Annotated in this window: 20 protein-coding genes and 1 pseudogene; 8 read left to right on the forward strand and 13 right to left on the reverse strand. The window is 75.0% G+C overall.

Going from position 1 to position 19,166, the window contains the following annotated elements; translation table 11 throughout:
• Positions 1-90: 90 nt before the first annotated feature.
• The 3 genes from J116_RS14760 to J116_RS14770 all read right to left on the reverse strand — a co-directional run bounded on the left by J116_RS14760 (position 91) and on the right by J116_RS14770 (position 3,812).
• Positions 91-1,329 (reverse strand): polyprenyl synthetase family protein, encoded by a 1,239-nt coding sequence (locus J116_RS14760; RefSeq protein ID WP_079147734.1) that lies wholly within the window; start codon positions 1,327-1,329, stop codon positions 91-93.
• Positions 1,329-2,426, reverse strand: coding sequence for a tetratricopeptide repeat protein (locus J116_RS14765; protein WP_023587839.1), 1,098 nt, complete (start codon positions 2,424-2,426; stop codon positions 1,329-1,331). Before J116_RS14765 ends, J116_RS14760 begins: the two co-directional genes overlap by 1 nt.
• 486 nt (positions 2,427-2,912) lie before the next feature.
• On the reverse strand, positions 2,913-3,812 hold the full coding sequence (locus tag J116_RS14770) for a sigma-70 family RNA polymerase sigma factor (protein ID WP_023587840.1): 900 nt from the start codon (positions 3,810-3,812) through the stop codon (positions 2,913-2,915).
• A 339-nt stretch (positions 3,813-4,151) separates the two neighbouring features.
• Between J116_RS14770 and J116_RS14775 the strand changes: the two genes are divergently transcribed.
• Together J116_RS14775 and J116_RS14780 are read left to right on the forward strand one after the other, a co-directional pair.
• Positions 4,152-4,892 (forward strand): TetR/AcrR family transcriptional regulator, encoded by a 741-nt coding sequence (locus J116_RS14775; protein WP_161492119.1) that lies wholly within the window; start codon positions 4,152-4,154, stop codon positions 4,890-4,892.
• Complete coding sequence (locus tag J116_RS14780; RefSeq protein ID WP_023587842.1) at positions 4,889-6,124, forward strand: FAD-dependent monooxygenase; 1,236 nt, start codon at positions 4,889-4,891, stop codon at positions 6,122-6,124. The genes J116_RS14775 and J116_RS14780 overlap by 4 nt, the downstream gene beginning before the upstream one ends.
• Positions 6,125-6,187: 63 nt before the next feature.
• Here the strand turns inward: J116_RS14780 and J116_RS14785 are convergent, their stop codons facing one another.
• Entirely contained in the window at positions 6,188-6,487 is a 300-nt protein-coding gene (locus tag J116_RS14785) for a hypothetical protein (protein WP_023587843.1), read from the reverse strand.
• Positions 6,488-6,681: 194 nt separating this feature from the next.
• Between J116_RS14785 and J116_RS14790 the strand changes: the two genes are divergently transcribed.
• Positions 6,682-8,325, forward strand: a complete 1,644-nt coding sequence (locus J116_RS14790; RefSeq protein ID WP_023587844.1) for a PP2C family protein-serine/threonine phosphatase — start codon at positions 6,682-6,684, stop codon at positions 8,323-8,325.
• A gap of 77 nt (positions 8,326-8,402) precedes the next feature.
• The gene (locus J116_RS14795; protein ID WP_023587845.1) at positions 8,403-8,789 is read left to right on the forward strand and encodes a hypothetical protein; all 387 of its coding nucleotides are present in this window, start codon (positions 8,403-8,405) and stop codon (positions 8,787-8,789) included.
• Positions 8,790-8,957: 168 nt separating this feature from the next.
• Here J116_RS14795 and J116_RS14800 read toward each other — a convergent pair whose 3' ends face one another.
• Positions 8,958-9,326 (reverse strand): MerR family transcriptional regulator, encoded by a 369-nt coding sequence (locus tag J116_RS14800; RefSeq protein WP_023587846.1) that lies wholly within the window; start codon positions 9,324-9,326, stop codon positions 8,958-8,960.
• A 371-nt stretch (positions 9,327-9,697) separates the two neighbouring features.
• Between J116_RS14800 and J116_RS14805 the strand changes: the two genes are divergently transcribed.
• The 3 genes from J116_RS14805 to J116_RS14820 all read left to right on the forward strand — a co-directional run bounded on the left by J116_RS14805 (position 9,698) and on the right by J116_RS14820 (position 12,069).
• Entirely contained in the window at positions 9,698-9,901 is a 204-nt protein-coding gene (locus J116_RS14805; protein ID WP_023587847.1) for a cold-shock protein, read from the forward strand.
• Positions 9,902-10,065: 164 nt separating this feature from the next.
• Positions 10,066-11,682, forward strand: coding sequence for a DEAD/DEAH box helicase (locus J116_RS14815; RefSeq protein WP_235617349.1), 1,617 nt, complete (start codon positions 10,066-10,068; stop codon positions 11,680-11,682).
• A gap of 105 nt (positions 11,683-11,787) precedes the next feature.
• Positions 11,788-12,069 carry an SCO5918 family protein gene (locus J116_RS14820; RefSeq protein WP_023587850.1) on the forward strand — a complete coding sequence of 94 codons (282 nt, stop codon included), beginning with the start codon at positions 11,788-11,790 and terminating at the stop codon, positions 12,067-12,069.
• An 82-nt stretch (positions 12,070-12,151) separates the two neighbouring features.
• Here J116_RS14820 and J116_RS14825 read toward each other — a convergent pair whose 3' ends face one another.
• The 5 genes and pseudogenes from J116_RS14825 to J116_RS14845 all read right to left on the reverse strand — a co-directional run bounded on the left by J116_RS14825 (position 12,152) and on the right by J116_RS14845 (position 15,464).
• Positions 12,152-12,526 (reverse strand): hypothetical protein, encoded by a 375-nt coding sequence (locus J116_RS14825; RefSeq protein ID WP_023587851.1) that lies wholly within the window; start codon positions 12,524-12,526, stop codon positions 12,152-12,154.
• 233 nt (positions 12,527-12,759) lie between these two features.
• Positions 12,760-12,999: pseudogene (locus J116_RS14830) on the reverse strand (hypothetical protein); the annotation flags it as partial.
• A 348-nt stretch (positions 13,000-13,347) separates the two neighbouring features.
• Complete coding sequence (locus tag J116_RS14835; protein ID WP_023587853.1) at positions 13,348-14,697, reverse strand: pectate lyase family protein; 1,350 nt, start codon at positions 14,695-14,697, stop codon at positions 13,348-13,350.
• A 111-nt stretch (positions 14,698-14,808) separates the two neighbouring features.
• The gene (locus J116_RS14840; RefSeq protein WP_023587854.1) at positions 14,809-15,219 is read right to left on the reverse strand and encodes a hypothetical protein; all 411 of its coding nucleotides are present in this window, start codon (positions 15,217-15,219) and stop codon (positions 14,809-14,811) included.
• A gap of 65 nt (positions 15,220-15,284) precedes the next feature.
• Positions 15,285-15,464, reverse strand: coding sequence for a hypothetical protein (locus tag J116_RS14845; RefSeq protein WP_051203508.1), 180 nt, complete (start codon positions 15,462-15,464; stop codon positions 15,285-15,287).
• Positions 15,465-15,888: 424 nt separating this feature from the next.
• Between J116_RS14845 and J116_RS14850 the strand changes: the two genes are divergently transcribed.
• Positions 15,889-16,818 carry a hypothetical protein gene (locus J116_RS14850; RefSeq protein ID WP_201258810.1) on the forward strand — a complete coding sequence of 310 codons (930 nt, stop codon included), beginning with the start codon at positions 15,889-15,891 and terminating at the stop codon, positions 16,816-16,818.
• Positions 16,819-16,933: 115 nt separating this feature from the next.
• Here J116_RS14850 and J116_RS14855 read toward each other — a convergent pair whose 3' ends face one another.
• The 3 genes from J116_RS14855 to J116_RS14865 all read right to left on the reverse strand — a co-directional run bounded on the left by J116_RS14855 (position 16,934) and on the right by J116_RS14865 (position 19,001).
• Positions 16,934-17,449 carry a GNAT family N-acetyltransferase gene (locus J116_RS14855; RefSeq protein ID WP_023587857.1) on the reverse strand — a complete coding sequence of 172 codons (516 nt, stop codon included), beginning with the start codon at positions 17,447-17,449 and terminating at the stop codon, positions 16,934-16,936.
• A gap of 22 nt (positions 17,450-17,471) precedes the next feature.
• On the reverse strand, positions 17,472-17,843 hold the full coding sequence (locus J116_RS14860; RefSeq protein WP_028964073.1) for an ArsR/SmtB family transcription factor: 372 nt from the start codon (positions 17,841-17,843) through the stop codon (positions 17,472-17,474).
• Between the two features lie 111 nt (positions 17,844-17,954).
• A complete protein-coding gene (locus J116_RS14865) occupies positions 17,955-19,001 on the reverse strand; it encodes a flavin-containing monooxygenase (protein ID WP_028964074.1) in 1,047 nt (348 codons plus the stop codon).
• Positions 19,002-19,166: the final 165 nt, after the last annotated feature.

A 19,166-nucleotide genomic window follows, 5' to 3' on the forward strand; every position in this document is an offset into this window, starting at 1 on the left:
CTGTTCGGACCCTTGGGGCCTCCCGAAGTGGTGCCCGTTCGCTGCCCGTTCTCATGGACCGAGCCAGGCGCGCCCCTGGGGTGCGGGTGACTACACCGCCCGGTGCAGCAGGAAGGCCAGCAGGGCGTCGAGGTCGCGGGAGGGGCCCGGGCGCAGGGGGACGGCGCGCAGGCAGCGGCGGGCCGCGGCGAGCTGGTCCACCGCCTCCCGCATCGTCGCCGCGCGGCCGCCCGCCCGCTCCACCAGTGACGCGGCCCGCGCGGCCACCGCCGGGTCGTCCAGCGTGCCGGCGGCGTCCACCGGGTCCGGCGACGGCGCCTCGGGTGTGCCCGGCCGGCCGGGCGCGGGTGCGCCCGGTGCGGCGGCTTCCAGCAGCGCGGCCAGCTCGCGGGACTCGGGCGTCCCGGCGGCCAGCGCGGCGAGCACCGGGTACGTCTTCTTGCCCCGCCGCAGGTCGCCGTGGACGGGCTTGCCGGTCACCGCCGGGTCGCCCCACACCCCCAGCAGGTCGTCCACCGCCTGGAACGCCACGCCCAGGTGCCGCCCCGCCCGGTCCAGCGCGGCCACCGTCGCCTCGGGCGCGCCGCCCAGCAGCGCCCCGAGCGCCGCCGCGCACCCCAGGAGCGAGCCGGTCTTGTGCTCGGCCATCACCCGGTACGCCTCGGGCCGTACCGCGTCGGGCCCCGTCCACGGCCGGTCCTCAAAGCACAGGTCGTCCGCCTGGCCGCGCACCAGGTCGGTGAGCGTCTCGCCGAGGCGCCGCACGGCCGGTCCTGTGTGCGTGCTGGGCACCTCCGCGAGGCTCTGCACGGCCAGCGCGAACAACGCGTCACCGGCCAGGACGGCGGGCCCGGTGCCGTACGCCTTCCACACCGTCTCCCGCTGCCGCCGCAGCGCGTCGCCGTCCATGATGTCGTCGTGGAGCAGCGAGAACGCGTGGACCAGCTCCACCGCCACCGCGCCCGCCACGGCGACCCGCCCGTCCGCGCCGACCGCCTCCGCGCCCAGCACGGCGAGGGCCTGCCGTACGCCCTTCCCCTCCGACGCGCCCGGCTCGGGCGTGCCGTCCACATCGGCCCAGCCCAGCGAGAACGCCGCCATCTCCCCGGTCCACGGGTGCAGCCGCCCCACCGCCCCGGCGAGCGCGGGCCGTACGAGCGCACGGCACCGCAGCAGCAGCGCGTCGGCCTCCCCGCGCGCCCCCGCCCCCACGCCCGCCCGGTCCGCGCCCGAGCCCGCAGGGCCCGCACCCTCCAGGCCCGCGCCCGCCAGGCGACCGCCTCCGTCCGCAGCGACGGCCGCAGGCGCCCCCACCGAAAGGAACCCCATCACCGCACCCCCTCCCCGTCGCTCACCGGCAAGGGCCCCACGCCCAGTTCGGCGGCGGCCTTCTCCACCATGTCGCGGGCGTGGCGCAGCCCGATCCGGTCGAGGGTGACGCGCAGCGCGGCCAGTTCGGCGGCCGTCTCGGAGGCGTCGCGGCCCAGCCGGGCCCGGGACTTGGCGAGGCCGAGGCGGGACAGCGCCGTACCGCGCGGCTCCTCCATCTCGCGGAACTCCGCCAGCGCCAGCGCGTACATGACGCGGGCCTCCTCGTACCGGCCCGCCCGGTACAGGACGTTGCCGCGCATCTTGTGGTTGTACGCCAGCGCGCTGGACAACTTCATGTCACGGCACACCACTTCGGCCTCCGACAGCAGCCTCAGCGCCCGCTCGGTGTCCCCGTCCCGTACGGAGACGACGTCCGCGATGCCGCGCAGCGCCCAGGCCCAGCCGCGCCGGTCGTCGGCCCGGTCGGCGGTCTCGGCGGCCTCCTCGAACAGCGCGAGGGCCTTGTCGTACGAGCCGGTGTTGCGGTGCATCTGCGCGATGCCCTCCAGGGCCCACACGGTGTGCCGGGCCTCGCCGCGCCGCCGGGCCTCCGCGAGGAGCTGCTCGTGCAGCTCGCCGACCGCCTGGTAGTCGCCCTGTATCCGCCCCGTCTCGGCCAGCCCCGCGAGTGAGTACCCGCGTACGACGACGTCCCCGCCGCGCTCGCCCGCCTCGGCCGCGAGGCGCAGCAGCCGGTACGCGAGGGCGAGGGCGCCGCGCTGCCGGGCGAGGGTGCCGCCGCTCCACAGGGCCCACGCCATGGCGCCCACGTCCCCGGCGTCCCGCGCGGCCCGGTAGCTGGCCTTCCACGCACGGTCGGCGTCCTCGACGCGCCCGAGCCGCCGGTACGCCTCCGCGACGGCGAGCCCGCACCGCGCGACCTCCGCCCGTTCCCCGGCTGCCTCGGCGGCCCGCAACTCCCGTATGCCGCGCTCCAGTACCTCCGTCAGCGAGGAGTTCACCGACAGTGACCCGAGGGCCCCCTGGTACTCCGGCGCGAACGCCTTCCCCCGCGCTCCGGCATTCGCCGTCGCCGCTGTCTGACTTATCGTCACATGCGCTCCCTGGTGCGTCCGTTACTGGTCAAGACGGTATGAGCGCCAAGGGGTTCCAAAAGTCAGCCGCAGTGTGGGCCAGAGGTCATACCTGAGTGCTACACGACCACCCTCCGTCATCACAGAGACGTACGGGTCCGCGCCCGGCGCCGCGTGCCGGGACCGTCAGCGGAACGCCTCGTCCGTGAGGATGTGGAGCGGGCCGACCAGAGTGGCGCCGCTGACGATCTCGCGGCGGTCGATCATGGCCACAGGTTTCACCCACCTGTTCCCGGAGACCGGCCGTTCCCCGTGCCGCTCTCGACGCGCGCTCGCCCCGTCAGACCGCCGGTGCGGGGGCTCGCAGCGGGGGAGCAGCCTGCGGGGGTGTGGGCGGGGGGTGTGGGGGCGGTGGGGGCGTACGAGCCCGCCGCCCCCACCAGGCCGGTGCCCCCTGCCGGGCCCCTTGCTCGCGCTGCCCGGCCCAGCGGGCGTGGGGCACGGGGGTCAGGTGGTCAGGGTCTCGGGGGTGAGGTGGGATAGGCGGGTGGGGTCGGTGAGGATGTCGAGGGACGTGATGCGCCTGCCCCGCACCGTGAAGGACATCACCGAGATCACCCGGCCCTCCGCCAGCGCCACCACGCCGGGCGTGCCGTTGACCAGCACCGGGAGGGCGGCCTCCGCGAGGCGGGCGAAGACGACCGCCTGGGACGCGACCGTCGTAGCGCCGCGCCGCAGCACGCTCGGGCGCAGGCCGCCGCCGTCGGAGCGGGCCACCACGTCCGGGTCCAGCACGGCGACCAGCGCGTCCAGGTCGCCGCCCCTGGCCGCCGCCAGGAACGCCGCCACGACCTCCCCGCGCCGGGCCGCGTCGCCGTCGCCGTTCGGCGCGGGCGCCGCCGCCCGCACCCGCCGCCGGGCGCGGCTGGCCAGCTGCCGGGACGACGCCTCCGTGCGGCCCAGCACCTCCGCCACGTCCTCGAACGGCACCGCGAACAGGTCGTGCAGCACGAAGGCCAGCCGCTCCGCCGGGGCCAGCGTGTCCAGGACGATCATCAGCGCGAGGCCGACCTCGTCCGCGAACAGCGCCTCCTCCTCCGGGTCCGGCCCCGACACCCGGCTCACCACCGGGTCGGGCAGCCGCACCCGCCCGTCCTCCCCGTGCAGCGGCTCCTCGCGGCGCGCGGTACGGGACCGCAGCTGGTTCAGGCAGACGCGGCCGACGACGGTGGTGAGCCAGCCGCCGAGGTTCCGTATCTCCTCCGGCTCGGCGCGGGACAGCCGCAGCCACGTCTCCTGCACGGCGTCCTCCGCCTCGCCGAGCGAGCCCAGCATCCGGTAGGCCACGGCGCGCAGCCGGGGCCGGTGCTCCTCGAACCGCCATGCCAGGTCCGTGTTCTCGCCCATCTGCCGCCACCCCCGGGGCTCGCCGCGTCCTGCCGCCGTGAGGACGATACGGCGCGCGGGCGACCCGCGGGAGGTGGTTGGCGACGTACCGCCGTACGGCACGGTGTCCGGCGGGGCGCGGCGGGTGGTCGTGGGCGCCTCCCCAGTCCCGTACCCCCGCGGTGCCCCGGAGCACGCGCGCCCCCGGCCCCGGTTCCGGCACCTGTCCCCCCCCCCCGCCGCGCGCCCGGTCCCGCCGTGTGCCCGGTGTACGCGCCCGGCCCCGGCCCGCGCCCGTGTATGGCGAGAACCACCCGTGGGCCATTTCGGTGAGCGTGCTCAGTGAGTATGCTCACCGACATGTCCCGGACACCGACGCCGCCCGTCCCGACAGGCGCCGTCCCCACAGGCCCCCTCCCGCCAGGCCCCTCCGTGGAGGGCCGCGTCGCGACGGGGCCCCCGGAACGCCCCGCCGGGGTACGGCAGCAGCGCAAGCGGCAGACGCGGCAGGCACTCCTCGGTGCCGCCCGACGGGTGCTGGAGCGGCGCGGCATGGGCGGGCTCACCACACGGGAGGTCGCCGCCGAGGCCGGGGTCGCCGCCGGGACCTTCTTCGTCCACTTCCCCGACCTCAACACCCTGGTCGAGACCCTCCTCGACGAGCACGTGGGCCAGGCGCTCGACCGGGCCCTGCGCACGCTGTCCGACGACGGCGACCTCGTGGCGCGCCTCGTGCACGTCGCCGCCGAGCTGTACGCGAGCTACGACCGCGAGCCGGAGCTGTCCCGCCAGTACATCTCCGCGTCCCTCTTCCACCACCACCCCGACGGCCCGGCGGAGCGCCGCATGGCCGAGTTCCGGGAGTGGGTGAGCGGCGAGTTCGCGCGGGCCGCCGAGGCGGGGGCGGTGCCGCCGCTGGACCCGCTCCTGGGGTTCACCTCGTACTTCTCCCTCTACTTCGGCGTCCTCGTCGCCGGACTGCGCGGCGAACTGGACCGCGAGGCCCAACTCGCCGTGCTGGACGCGGCGTTGCGGCGGCTCGTCGGTGGCGGGGGGCCCGGCGGCGGTGGCCGCGCGGCGCGGGAAGGGCGGACGGCGTGACGCACCCGGACCCGGGGCGGCCCGGGCACCCGGACCCTGAGCCGCTCAAGGTCCTCGTCGCGGGCGGCGGCATCGGCGGACTGGCCGCCGCGCTCGCCCTGACGCGCGCCGGGCACGAGGTCACCGTCGCCGAGCGCGCGCCCCGGTACGAGCCCGCGGGCGCCGGTATCGTCCTGGCGCCCAACGCCCTCCACGTACTCGCCGCCCTCGGGGTCGATCTCGCCCCGCACAGCCTGGCGCTGCCGTCGCTGGACGTGACGGCGGCGGACGGCACAGTGCTGCGGAGCGTCGAGCCGCAGCACTTCGGCCCCGGGTACGGGCCCACCCGCGCCCTGTCCCGTACGGCCCTGCAGTCGGCGCTCCTGGACGCCCTCCCGGCCGCCGCCCGGCCGGTGAACGGCCGCTCCGTGGCCGCCGTGCGGGACCGGGGCGACGCGGTGACCGTCCGGTTCGCCGTCACCCCCGATACGCCTGGCACGGCCGCGGCCCCGAGGCCCGGCACGGAGGCGTACGAGGAGACGTACGACCTCGTCGTGGGCGCCGACGGCATCCGCTCCACCGTCCGCGACCAGATCACCGCCCGCCCCGCCGCCCTCCGCTACAGCGGCGCGACCTGCTGGCGCGGCCTCACCGACAACCCCGGCGTGACCCGCGCCGTCGAGTCCTGGGGGCCCGGCACCAAGACCGGCCTCGTGCCGCTGCCGGACGGCCGCCTGTACTACTTCTACGTCCGTACGGCTCCACGCCGCGCCCCCGCGCCCGCGTGGCCGGACGGGTTCCGCCGCGCCTTCGCCCACCACCGGGGCGTACCGGCCCGCCTGCTCGACGCCCAGGACGGGCCGCCGCCGCTCCACCACGACCTGGAGGAGCTGTACGCGCCGGTGTGGGGGCGCGGGCGGGTGCTGCTCCTCGGCGACGCGGCCCACGCGATGACCCCGAACCTGGGGCAGGGCGCGGCGATGGCCGTCGAGGACGCGTACGCCCTGGCGCTGGCCCTCCGCCCGGGTGGCGTGACGGGCGCGGCGGAACGGTACCGGGCGCTGCGGCACCGCCGGGTGCGGGCCGTCCAGCTGGCCTCCCGGCACGCCGGGTCGGTCAGCGGCTGGCGCAACCCGGTGGGGCGCGCCCTGCGGGAAACGGCGATGCGCCGCATGCCGGACGCGCTCACGGCACGCCAGTACCGGGGCCTGGTCGAACCGGCCCTCGCACTGCTGCGCCGACCGTCGGCGTAACGGCACCGGCGGCGCGGCGCCGCCGACGGGCTCGGCCGGGCCGCGGGTGGCGCGTCGGCGGGCTCAGCCGCGCTGCGTGTGGTGCGTCGGCGGGCTCAGCACCGCGCCGCCGCCCTCCTGCACGGCCTCCACCGCGAGCTGGTGCAGCGTGCGGCTCTCCTCCTCGGAGTGGCACGGCACGGGACTGCCGGCCATCGTGTACCAGTCGGAGCCGCCGCTGTACTGGATCGCGACGTCCGCCTCCGACCCGGACCAGGTGGTGTGGACGCTGAGGTTGCCCGTGAGCACCCCCAGCTCGACGGTGCGGACGCCGCCCGTCCCCGCGAAGACGTTGACCGTCGTCCAGGACGCCCATCCGGTCATAGCCGCACCTCTTTCGCCGTACCGCGTGCCCGCCGTAGGGAATGGTCGCGCTGGTCAGAGGGGGGCAGATGAGGTTTGTCCAGCGCTTACCGGGAAAGTCGACAGAGCGTTCGTCGGTCCTGCTACCCACCATGCGCTCCGTGCCCCGGCCGCGTCGAGCGGAGCGGAGCGCAGCCCCTGGACCGGGAGGCCCCATGGATTCCCACAAGGCCCCGAACCGGCCCCCCGACCCGGACGAGCCCCTCCCCGGGCCCGCCCCGGACGAGCCCACGCCCGACCCCGAGGCCGCCGCCCCCGGCCCGGACCCCGAGGCCACCGACCCCGAGCCGGACCCGCCCCCGGAGCCCGAGCGCCCCCCTGCCCCCGTGGCGCACTCGGCGCTCGGCGCGGAACTGTCGCTGGGCCCGCACCCACCGACGACCGGCGAACCGCCCCCCGCCCCCGAGCCGCCCCCAGCGGCGCAGCCCCCGGCCGAGCCACCCCGAGCCCAGCCACCCCCCAGTCCCGAGCCACCTCCAGTCCAGCCACCCCCCAGTCCCGAGCCACCTCCGCGGGACCGCCTCCAGGGCCTCCTGGGCGCCGTCATGGCCATCAGCGGCGAGCTGGAGCTGCCCCTCGTACTGGACCGCATCGTGCGCACCGCCATGGACCTGGTCCACGCCCGCTACGGCGCCCTCGGCGTCCTGAACGACGACGGCACCGAACTGGCCGAGTTCCACACCGTCGGCCTCACCGACCAGGAGCGCGCCGACCTCGAAGGCGTCGGGCTCCCGCACGGCCGCGGCCTCCTCGGCACCCTCATCCACCACCCGGAACCGCTCCGCGTCGACGACATCCGGGCCCACCAGCACTCCGCGGGCTACCCGCAGGGGCACCCCCCGATGCGGACCCTCCTGGGCGTCGCCATCAGCGTGCGCGGCGAGATCTACGGCGACCTGTACCTCTCCGACCGCCTCGACGGCCGCCCCTTCGACACGCACGACCAGGACGTCGTCGTCGCCCTCGCCGCCGCCGCCGGGATCGCCCTCGAGAACGCCCGCCTCTTCGACCACGTACGGTCCGGCGCCGAGCGGTTCCAGCGCCTGCTCCTGCCGCGCCTGCCCGACCTGCGCCCGTACGAGGGCGCCGCCCTGTACCAGCCCGCCGCCAGCCCCGCGCAGGTCGGCGGCGACTGGTACGACGCCGTTCTGCTGCCCGACCTGGCGTGCGGCGCCGTCATCGGGGACGTCGTCGGGCACGACCTCCAGGCCGCCGCCGCGATGGCGCAGACCCGCAACATGCTCCGCGCGCTCCTGTACGACCGCCGCACCCCGCCCAGCGCGGTCCTGACCGCCCTCGACCACACCCTCCACGCCATCACCGACGCGCCCGTCACCACCGCCTGCCTCGCCCGCATCGAACCGGCGGCGGGCGGCGGCGACAGCGGCTGGGAGCTGCACTGGAGCAGCGCGGGCCACCTGCCGCCGCTGCTCCTCGCGCCCGGCCACCGACCCCGGTACCTGCACGCCGAGCCGGGCCTGCCGCTGGGGGTGGACCCCGACCGGCCGCGCCCCGACCACACGTATCCGCTGCCGCCCGGCGCGACGCTGCTGTTCTTCACCGACGGGCTCGTGGAGCACCCGGCCCACTCCATCGACCGGGGCATGGACGCCCTCGCGGAAATCGCCGGGCCCCTCGCTGAAGGCCCGCTCGGGGCGTTGTGCCAGGTCCTGTGCGGTGAGCACCCCAGCGACGGCCACGACGACATGGCGGTCCTGGCGCTCCGAGTCCCGCAGGGGGGTATATCCCGGCGGATGACGGGGACCCGTGGAAGTCAGGAGACGAGCCGCGAGCGATGAGGATGGGGTGTACGCGAATGACGACCCGCCATGCGCCGCCAACGCGAGCACGAGCGAGCCGGATAGGGGTCCGCGCCGTGGACGAGGTCGAGTCCGCGTACCGCACCCTCGCCACCGAGGTCACCAAAGTCACCGGAGCTGCCGAAGCCACCGGAGCTGCCGAAGCCACCGGAACGGCCGGAGCCGCCGAGGCGGTCCGGGCCGTGCGACCGGAGCCGTTCCAGGCCGTGTCCGAGGGCGCCGCCGACGCCTACCGCTGGGCGCTGGCCCGCAAGGAGCACGGCCCGGTCACCGGCGCGCCCGCCCACGACGTACCGGACCTGTGGCGGCTCACCGCGGAGGCGGACGCCGCGGCGGTGCTGCTGGACGACCCGGTGTGCCCCCCGGACAAGCGCGCGTACGTACGGGGTGTGCACGACGCCCTGGCCTGGCTCTGCGGCCAGAGCGACGAACACGCGGTCTGAACCCCGCCCGCCCGGACCGCGTCCCTGTCCTGCCTGCCCCCGAAGGGCTCACCGCTCCCGCAGGGGCCACCGCCCCGAAGGGCTCAACGCCCTCCAAGGGCTCAACGCCCTCCAAGGGCTCACCGCCCCCACCAGCACGCCCCCACCAGGGTCACAACCCCCGCAGGTCTACCCCTCCGCGTCCGGACCACCCTCCGGCCCCCGCCCCGGCCCCGCCCCCTGGTTCCGCAGCCGCTCGTTGAGGCGCAGGGCCTCCTCCAGCTGGTCCTCCAGGATGATGATCCGGCAGGCCGCCTCGATGGGGGTGCCCTGGTCCACCAGCTCACGGGCGCGCGCGGCGATCCGCAGCTGGTAGCGCGAGTACCGGCGGTGGCCGCCCTCCGAGCGCAACGGGGTGATCAGCCGAGCCTCGCCGAGCGCCCGCAGGAACGCCGGCGTGGTGCCGATCAGCTCCGCGGCTCGTCCCATCGTGTAAGCCGGGTAGTCGTCGTCGTCGAGATTGTCGGCGGCGGGGTTGCGCCGCGCTCCTGGAGCCATGCGCGCCTTTCGTCCTGGGCGTCCGGGCGAGGCCCGCCACCTGGGCGGACACGGACCTCGCGCGGGAACCGTATCCGCCGCGAGTGGCAAAAGTCTATTCCGGCCGGTGCAGATTCCCGTCGGACAGCGGGGCAGAAATCCTCCAGCGGGAAATTTCCCCGCCCGAATTCCGTGCAGACGCGAAATCCGCGTGCTAGTGTCGATGTCAGTTGCAGTTGTGGTTCCCAGAGCTTCAAAGTGCCCCCTCGCCTCACGGCGGAGGAGCACTTTTGTGTGGCCGGTTCTTTCGATCCGGCACGGGGCAATCATCGCGGCGACGCGAGGCTCGCGCAGTGCGGGTCCAGAAAATTCCCCGTGAGGAGAAAAAGATTATGGCTACTGGCGTAGTGAAGTGGTTCAACGCGGAAAAGGGCTTCGGCTTCATCCAGCAGGACGGTGGCGGTGCGGACGTGTTCGCCCACTACTCGAACATCGCGACCAACGGTTTCCGCGAGCTGCAGGAAGGCCAGAAGGTCAGCTTCGACGTGACGCAGGGCCAGAAGGGCCCGCAGGCGGAGAACATCGTCCCCGCCTGACGACTTGGCGTTCCGACGCCGCCGGGGCCCGCACCTTGGGGTGCGGGCCCCGCGCCGTCGTTTCCCGGCGCCGCCGCCCGGCCTCGGCCGGGCGGCGAGCCGCCGACCGCCCGGCTGAATCGAGGGCCGTCAATTCCTCGATATCCGTATTGAGGAATATTCCCATGGCCCGTACGTCCCCTTCCCGGGGTCACTACTCGGGGACCCGCCAGGCTGCCGCCTCGCAGGCCCGCCGAGTCAAGAACAATCAGCCCGACAGCGGTTCGAATCCCGCCAAGTCGGCGAAGCCCGCGACGGGCTCCGCGACCGCGGCGAAGCAGCCGAAGTCGGCCGCCGCCGCCTCGTCCAAGCCGCCCCGGTCCTCGGGTGCCCGCTCCGCCGGCGCCTCCCGGTCCGCCAAGTCCGGCTCCCGGACGACGTCGCGCCGCCGAGCCACCCCGCCGCCGCCCGGTGACTTCACCCTGCCGGTGACGCACACCCCGCCGCTGCCGCCCGTCGAGGCGTTCGCGGACCTCGGCCTCCCGCCCGCCATGCTGCGGGCCCTCGAAGCCGAAGGGGTGACGGTCCCGTTCCCCATCCAGGCGGCGACCCTCCCGAACTCCCTCGCCGGCCGTGACGTGCTGGGTCGGGGCCGTACCGGCTCCGGGAAGACCCTCGCGTTCGGCCTGGCCGTCCTCGCCAGGCTCGCCGGTACCCGCGCCGAGCCGAAGCGGCCCCTCGCGGTCGTCCTCGTCCCCACACGGGAGCTGGCGCAGCAGGTCACCGACGCCCTCGCCCCGTACGCCCGCGCCCTCGGGCTGCGGCAGGCCACGGTCGTCGGCGGCGTGTCGATCGGCCGCCAGGTCTCCGCGCTGCGCGGCGGCACGGAGGTGCTGGTCGCCACCCCGGGCCGCCTGAAGGACCTCGTCACGCGCGGCGACTGCGTGCTGGACGACGTCGGCATCACCGTCCTCGACGAGGCCGACCAGATGACCGACATGGGCTTCCTGCCGCAGATCACCGGCCTGCTGGAGCTGACCAGGCCCGACGGGCAGCGGCTGCTGTTCTCGGCCACCCTGGACCGGAACGTCGACTCCCTCGTACGGCGCTACCTCCACGACCCCGTCGTCCACTCCGTGGACCCGACGGCCGGTGTGGTCACGTCGATGGAGCACCACGTCCTGCACGTGCTGGAGACGGACAAGAACGCCACGGCCACCGAGATCGCCGCCCGCGACGGCCGCGTGATCATGTTCCTGGACACCAAGCACGCCGTGGACCGGCTCGTGAAGCACCTGCTCAAGAGCGGTGTACGGGCGTCCGCGCTGCACGGCGGCAAGTCGCAGCCGCAGCGGACCAGGACCCTGTCCCAGTTCAAGGACGGCGACGTCAACGTCCTCGTCGCCACGAACGTCGCCGCGCGCGGCATCCACGTGGACGACCTGGACCTCGTGGTGAACGTGGACCCGCCCGGCGACCACAAGGACTACCTGCACCGCGGCGGCCGCACGGCCCGCGCGGGCGAGTCCGGCAGCGTCGTCACGCTCGTCCTGCCGCACCAGCGGCGTGAGATGGACAGCCTCATGCACCACGCGGGCATCCGCCCCAGGACGACCGCCGTACGGTCCGGCGACGCCGAGCTGATCCGCATCACCGGCGCGCGCACGCCGTCGGGGATACCGGTCGTGATCGCGCCGCCCACGCCCCCCGCCCAGGCGTCCGGCAGGCCGGGCTCCTCGTCCTCCTCGTCCAGGCGCCGCCGGACCGGAACGCGGCGCCGCCGCGCCCCGCGTCCGCAGTGACGCCCCGCCGAACCGAGGCACCTTCCGGCCGCCGCGCCGGGGTGGTACCTCACCGTCGCACCGAGGTGCGCCCGTCCCACCGCCCCGACCCCCTGTGAGGCAACCATGCGCTGTGTGATCGCCCGCTTCCCGTTCGACTTCGTGGCGAGCGAGGTGGAGGCGCTGATGGCCAACGTCAAGCCGGAGCCGGCGACCGGCCCGTGCGTGGTCATCGGCCGCCGTACGTACCCGGTCAAGCAGGTCGGGGAGATCATCACCCGCCAGGACCGCCGCGACTTCACCGCCCTGGAGGTGACCAGGGCGCTGCGCCGCCTCGGCTTCACCTGCGTGAACCAGGCGGCCCCGGCCCCGGCGCCCGCCCCGGCCGTCGGTGACCTGCTGGGCTGAGCCCCGCCGCACGCTCATGGACGCCAACCGCCCGGTCACCCCGGGCGGTTGGCGTCTTTTGTTGTCAGGTCGGCCGTGCGGGTCAGTCGTCGGTGTAGCTGAAGTCGCCCACCGTCCAGGCGCTCACGTCCTCGATGGCCACGCGGTACATGCCGCCTGTCTCCGGGATGCCGAGCGTGCCCTGGAGGATCCGCGCCACGTGGAAGTGCAGGTGCGTCGGCGCGCCGTCGCGCGGCGGGTGCGAGCCCCCCTCGGGGCCGGCGAACACCCCCGCGAACCGGCTGAGCCGCTCCGAGTCCCGCAGGACCTCCGCCACCCGCTCCCGCCACGCGGCCTCCGGGGCGAGCCGTCCCGTGATGACCGCACCGTTGACCACGACGGTGAGCGACATCTGATTGGACTGCTCCGACTCGACGGTGGCCGCGACATTCACGAGCAGTGCATCAGGCTTCGTCATGCCCCGAACTTACAAGCCCGAGCCCCCGAGTGGGGCGTGCACCCCCCACGTCGCTTCCGCCGGGGCCCGTGGTGTCAGGATTCGCCCGCCGTGGAGCCGCCGCCCCGGGGCCCGTCCGCCCGGGGGTCATCACCCGTACGCGCCTCGGTGCCACGGGCTTCGCCGGTGCGGCGGTCATCGCTGCGTTCTTCGCTCGTGCGGGCTTCGCCGGAGTGGCCCTCGCTCGTGCGCTCGTCGCCGTACGCGCGTTCGCTGCTCTCCAGCCAGGAGCGGGCCGGGCCGGCCGGGCGGCTCGTGTCCACGGTGAGGCGCAGCAGCGTGCCGCCCTCGGGGCCGGCCGGGTAGCTGCGCTGTTCGGTCGTGTCGAAGCAGCGCCGCACCACCTCCGCCACCCGGCGGGCCACCTCGGGCGTCGCGGCGACGACCCGCACGTCCGCGTGGCCCGGAGAGGGCAGTTCGGTGTCGTCCTGCACGGAGGCCTCCTCGATGACGGGCTTCTCATCCTGCCGCCTCCGCCCCCGTACGGCATCCGGACGCTCACGTTCCGGTGAACCCGCGCCCTGCGGCCGGTCGTGCCCCCCGCGGCCCTCCCGGCCCCGCCCGCGGCACCCGTCTGCCGCCTCCACGGCTCGTCACCGCCCAGCGGGTCGGCGACAGGCACGTGCCGCGCGGTCCCACGACGGAACACCCTTACACGACCCGCCCGTTGTGCACGGCGACAGCGGTGCGAGCGGGGGTGGGGCCGGGGATGCGGGCGCGGCCCTCGGCCACGCCCGCATCCCTCCGGTGTCAGTCCCCCGGTGTCAGGGCTCCCCCAGGTGTCAGGGCCGGACGGTGCCCTGCTCGGTCAGGAGCCCGGCGCCCGCCGTGCGGGCCAGTTCGGCGGGCAGGGACGCGGCCGAGGTCTGGAGGCCTGCCGTCAGGGTGGGCGTCCAGTTCACGGTCGTCTTGAGCTTCTTCGACGAGGACGCGTTGTAGGCGGCCACGACATCGGTCACCGTGCCGTTCACGGTGTTGCCGCGCCCGGCGACGGCGCCCGTGCCGTCGCCGCTGAGCAGCTGCGACACCTTGCGGTCGGAGGACAGCGTCCAGGCGTTGTGCTCGGCGACGATCTGCGCCTTCGCGCGCGCGTTGACGCTGTAGCCGTGCGCGTAGCCGTTGAGCTTCGTCGTGTCGTAGTGGTTGTTGTAGAGGTGGATCCGGCCGAGGCGCGCCAGTGGGGCGCGCTGGGTGATGCCGCGGAAGACGTTGTGGTGGAGGGTGACCCGCAGCTTGCCGACGCTGTCGGTGTCGCTGCTGCCGATGAGCATCGTCTTGTCGTGGCTGTGGAACACGTTCCGCTCGACGGTCACCAGGTCGGAGCCGTTGGTGATGTCGAGGGCGCCGTCGTGGACCTGGTACTTGCGCCCGAAGTACGACTTGAGGGCGCTGTCGTAGAGCGGGGCGTCGGTGAACGTGTTGTGGTCGGCCCACACATGGGTGGCGCCGCGCAGGGTGACGGAGTCGTACGCCGAGTTCCACTCGCCCTTCGAGCCGTCCGTCGGGTCCCACTGCGGGAAGCAGTCCTCGGTGGCGCTGAGGGTGAGGTTGCGGATGATGACGTTGTCTGCGTTCTGCACGGCGACGCTGCCGCCCTTGATCCCGGCGCCCGTACCGGGGACACCGACGAGGGTCGTGTTCGACGGGACACGGAACACGATGTTCTTCGCCTGCTTGGCGGCCGCGGCCTTCCGGGCGTTCTCCTGCGTGCCGGACGGCTTCTTCGAGCGGCCCCACACGGCGGGGTCGTACGCCTTGAGGTACGCGTCGAGCGAGTAACCGGTCCCGGCGGCGTAGTCGGCGCAGGTGCTGCCGCCGTTCGCGTCGATCAGGCCCTTGACGCGGATGATGCGCGGCGCCGTGTCGGAGCCGGAGCCGAGGGCCTTCGCCAGTTCGGCGCGGTTGGTGACCGTGAACACGTGCGCCGCGTCGGCCTTCGCACCGCCGGTCGTACCGGAACCGGCGGCCGCCCAGCCGTCGTTGGCGGGCAGCGTCTGACGGGCCAGCTCGACGGCCGCGCTCGCGCTCGTCACGAACGGCACGGCGGCCAGCCCGGCGGCCGCCACGGCCGCGGCGGAGAACAGCGCCGTACGCCGCCGGGCACGGGACCGGCGATGGGTGGGGGATGCCACAGATGAGTCCTTAAACGATCAGGCGACCCCGTGGACCGGGGCTTCCACCCACCAGTGGTCCCCGCCCCCGAAAAGGTTGCCGCCCCTCGTGGCCCGCGCCCGCGTGCCCGCCTACCAGTCGCGCCACCGGTCGGTGATCTCGTGGCGGCCCATGCCGTTCCGTGCCGCGAGGGCCGCCACATCGACGCCGTGCCCGGTCAGCGTCCGGTCGATGTACGCGCACAACTGCTCGCGTTCGCCGGTCTCGTACCCGCAGTGTCCGCGTTCCGCCTCCGTGTCGTGGACCGCGTTGAGAGCCAGGACGACCCGCTCGATCACCCCGTACACGTCCTGGTCGGACGGGTCGGTCAGTCGGCGCACGTCCTCCTCGAAGGCCCGCAGCGCGTCGTCGGTCGGCGTCAGCAGGAGGTCGGGCCAGAGCTCGGTGGCGCCCGCGCACTCGGGGTCGAGTTCGCCCGCGGCCACCTCCAGCGCCTCCTGGGCGATGGACGCGCGCCAGCGGTCCGTGGGTCGGTTCGCCATGCGGGGGACTGTACGCCCGTGGCCGCGCGGCGGGTGTCCGGCGGCCACGGGCGGGGCCGGGTGGGTCAGGAGAAGAGGACGGAGCGGACGAGGAGGCGGTCGGAGGCGCCCGCGCCCGGGTCGAGGGTGCGGAAGGTGTCACCCTCGCAGCCGGCCCGCAGGAAGGCCGTGGCCGTCGCGTCGGCCGGGTTCTTCGGGTCGTACGCCGGGGTCGGCTCGTCCGTGTGGGCGCCGGGCAGGTTCACGCAGGTGAGGCTCGGCGGGTTGAGCCCTCCACTCACCCGCCAGGCCCACGGAGAATCGTTTCTTCTGGCGTTTGTACGGCACCCACGGCGGCACCATGGCGCCGCGCACCGCGTGCCGGCCGCCCGCGCGGCGGGGGCCGCTTCCTCCCGGGGTCGTAGCGCTGCTCGGCCGGGCGGGGGAGCGGTCCCGGCCCGCAGGGCGATGCCCGGCGGCCCGGCGACTGGGAGCGTCGGTGGCGGACCCCCACCCGAGGCGAGGACGCGCATGCAGCCGACCCGGCCCCCTGCCACACCGCACCACGGACGACTCGACGTCCCACGGCCCCCGGCCACACCGCACCACGGACGGCCCGGCGCCCGCTCATCCCCCGGGGGCCGGTGGGCGCGGCTGCGCCGGGTCGGCGGGTTCGGAGCCGCGGTAGCGGTGACGCCGTACCTCCTGATCAAAGTCGTCTGGTCGTTCGGACTGCTCGTCCCCACCGCGGAGATGGCCGGTGCCGACTGGCGGCTGGTCAACGCGGTGACCGCGCTGCTCGCCGCCGTCGGTGTCGCCCTGGCCCTGGCGTTCACCAGGCCCTGGGGCGAGCGGCTGCCCGCCTGGCTGGTGGCCCTTCCCGTGTGGGTGGGCACCGGGCTGCTCGTCCCGATGCTGCCGCTGGCGCCGCTGCTCGGCCCGGCCGCCATGAACCGCGACCAGGAGGCCGGTTCCCCGGACTTCTGGGTGTACGAGCAGGTCCTCGTGATGGTGTCGCTGGTCGGCGTCGGGGCGGGCCTGCCGCTGGCCCTCGTCGGCTACGCCAGGGCGCGGTGGCCGCACGCCCTGGGCGGCCCGCTCGCGCTGGGCTGCCCGGTCGCGCTGGGCGGCCCGGTCGGCGGGACGCGGCGGCTCCAGGTGGCGCTGGCCAGGGCGGTCGCGGCCGGGTGCGCCGTGCTCGGCGGCGTCAAGGCGTACTGGGCGTCCGGCGGCGTCGTCGGCCTGGACGCGGGCGCGCTGGAGCGGCGCGACCTGTGGTGGCACCTCCTGTCGGCCAGCACGGCGGTGTGGGCGCTCGCCGGGGCCTGGGCGGTCCTGGTCCTGGCCACCGGGCGCGGGGCCCGCCGGTTCGTGCCGCCGATGGCCGTGACCTGGGTGTCGTCGGGGACGCTCTTCGCGTACGCCGTCTACGGCCTGCTCACCCTCACCGGCATGCAGCAGCCGTCACCTGAGCTGCCCCTCGCGGCGGCGGCCACCAGGGAGGGCGGCATGGTCCTCGGCGTGACCATGGGCCTCACGCTCCTCCTGGTCCTCCACGACCGCCGCCTCCTCCACGACCGGCGGGGTGCCCTCCACGACCGGCCGGGCGCCTCGGCCTGACGGGCCGCCCTGGGCCTGACGGGGTGCGGGGCCGGTATGAGGGCGGGGGCCGGGGTGGCGCCGGGCGGCCAGGCCGACCCGTGGGCGATCCCGGCGGTCGCGAGCCGTCGCGGGGTCAGACGATCGCGGGGCTGCGGCGCTCCACGAGCACGACATCGCGCCATACCCCGTGGTGGCGGCCGATGCGCTCGCGTACGCCGATCACACGGAAGCCCGCCCGGCGGTGGACGGCGAGGCTCGGGGCGTTCTCGGGGAATATCCCGGACTGGACGGTCCACACCCCGGCCGCGTCGGTGGACTCGGTCAGCGCCTTGAGCAGGGCGGACGCCACGCCTCGGCCCCTGGCGGCGGGGTGCACGTACACCGAGTGCTCGACCACCCCGGCGTACGCGCACCGGTCCGAGACCGGGGCCGCCGCCACCCAGCCCAGTACCGTCCCGGTCGCGTCCAGGGCGACGAAGCGGTGTTCCCGCAGCTTGGCGGCGTCGAACGCCTCCCAGGTCGGCGCGGCCGTCTCGAACGTGGCGTCGCCCTCGTCGATGCCCGCCTGGTAGATCGCCAGGACGTGCTCGGCGTGCTCCTCGGTCAGCGGTACGACGAGCACGCCCGTCGGGTCCTCCGCGCTGGACATGGCCTGCCCCCCCCTGTACTGGTCAGCTCGCCGCGCTGGTGGCGAGGAGCCTGCCCATCGCGGCGAGCACGGACGGCTCGACCCGGTAGTACACCCACGTCCCCCGGCGCTCCGAGGTGAGGAGCCCCGCGTCCTTGAGCTTCTTCAGGTGGTGCGAGACGGTCGGCTGGGAGACGCCGACGTCGGAGATGTCGCACACGCACGCCTCGCCGTTCTCGTGGGAGGCGACGGCGGAGAACAGCCGCAGGCGCACCGGGTCGCCGAGCGCCTTGAACATCTTCGCGGCGTGCTCGGCCTCCTCCGCGTTCATCGGCCGTTCGGTCACCGGCGGGCAGCACGGCGCCACGCCCTGGGCGGCGGGGTCGAGCAGCGGCAGCGCCTTCACGTTCGACATACGTCTATGTTGACATACGTCGAACCAACCGGACAGGTCCTCTTGCGGGATCGGAGTCCGGCACGCGCCGAGGGTAGGGCCGGGGCCAGTTCCCGGCGCGGGGCCGCCGGGTCACCCCTCCGACAGCCGTGCGGCCAGGCGGCGCGCGAGGCGGTTGGCGTCACGGCCGACACCGCGCAGGGCGTTGGAGGACAGGCTCCGCTGCCACTCCAGCCCGACGAAGCCCAGGCGGGGGTGGCCGGGCGGGGTGCCGTCGCGGTGGCGTGGGCACCCGCGTTCGTCCAGGACCCCCAGGCCGTCGAGGTACGGCAGGTCGGGGCGGTAGCCGGTGGCCAGCACGATCGTGTCGACGTCCTCGCGTGTTCCGTCCGGCCATGTGACGGTGCGGCCGTCGGCGCGGTCGAACATCGCCCGCCGGTCCGGTGCGCCCGAGGCGAGCGCGACGCGGTAGCGGCCGTCGTCGATGACCGGCTGCGGCGGAGGCGTGCGCAGGAAGCGGCCGAGCGGCGCGTTGTCGAGGCCGGTCAGGGTCAGCCAGAAGTGCAGGTCACGACCGAACGGCCGCTGCGGGGCGAACCGTACGGGGCGTCGGCTGGCGAGCGTCACCCGGCCGCCCCGGGCCAGCTCGACGGCGATCTGCACCGCCGAGTTGCCGGAGCCGACCACCAGGACCCGCTGCCCCGCGAAGGGTGCGGGCTCCCGGTACTCGGCGGCGTGGAGCACCGTACCCGTGAAGCCCGGCAGGTCCGGCCGGTGCGGTCGGCCGAACGTCCCGGACGCCGCGACCACCGCCCGCGCCGCCAGCCGCTCACCCCCGGCGGTGTGGAGGACGTAGCCGCCCGCCTCCTCGCGTACGCCGGTGACGCGGCGCCCGGTCCGTATCTCGGCGTCGAGGCGCGCGGCGTACGCGGTGAGGTACTCCACGATCTCGTCCCGGTGCGGATACCGGTGCGGATCGCCGCCGAACGGCATGCCGGGGAGCGCGCAGTACCGGGCGGGCGAGAAGACGGTGAGGCTGTCGTAGTAGCGCGGCCACGACCCGGCGGCCCGCTCCGACGCCTCCAGCACGACCGGCCGCAGGCCCTCCCGTATCAGCGCGTACGCGGTCGCCAGACCGGCCTGGCCACCCCCGACCACCGCGACGTCCACGTGTTTCACGTGAAACCCCCACTTCGACGCATGTCTATGTTGACGCACATCGAATCAGGGTCCATGTCGGCAGCGCAAGGCGACTGACGTCGCCATCTCGGGGCCCGCCACGAGCGCCGCCGCAACCCGGCAGGGCACGCCCCCGAATACCCCCGGGCCGGACAGGCCGCTGCA

Source organism: Streptomyces thermolilacinus SPC6 (genome assembly GCF_000478605.2).
GTDB lineage: Bacteria > Actinomycetota > Actinomycetes > Streptomycetales > Streptomycetaceae > Streptomyces > Streptomyces thermolilacinus.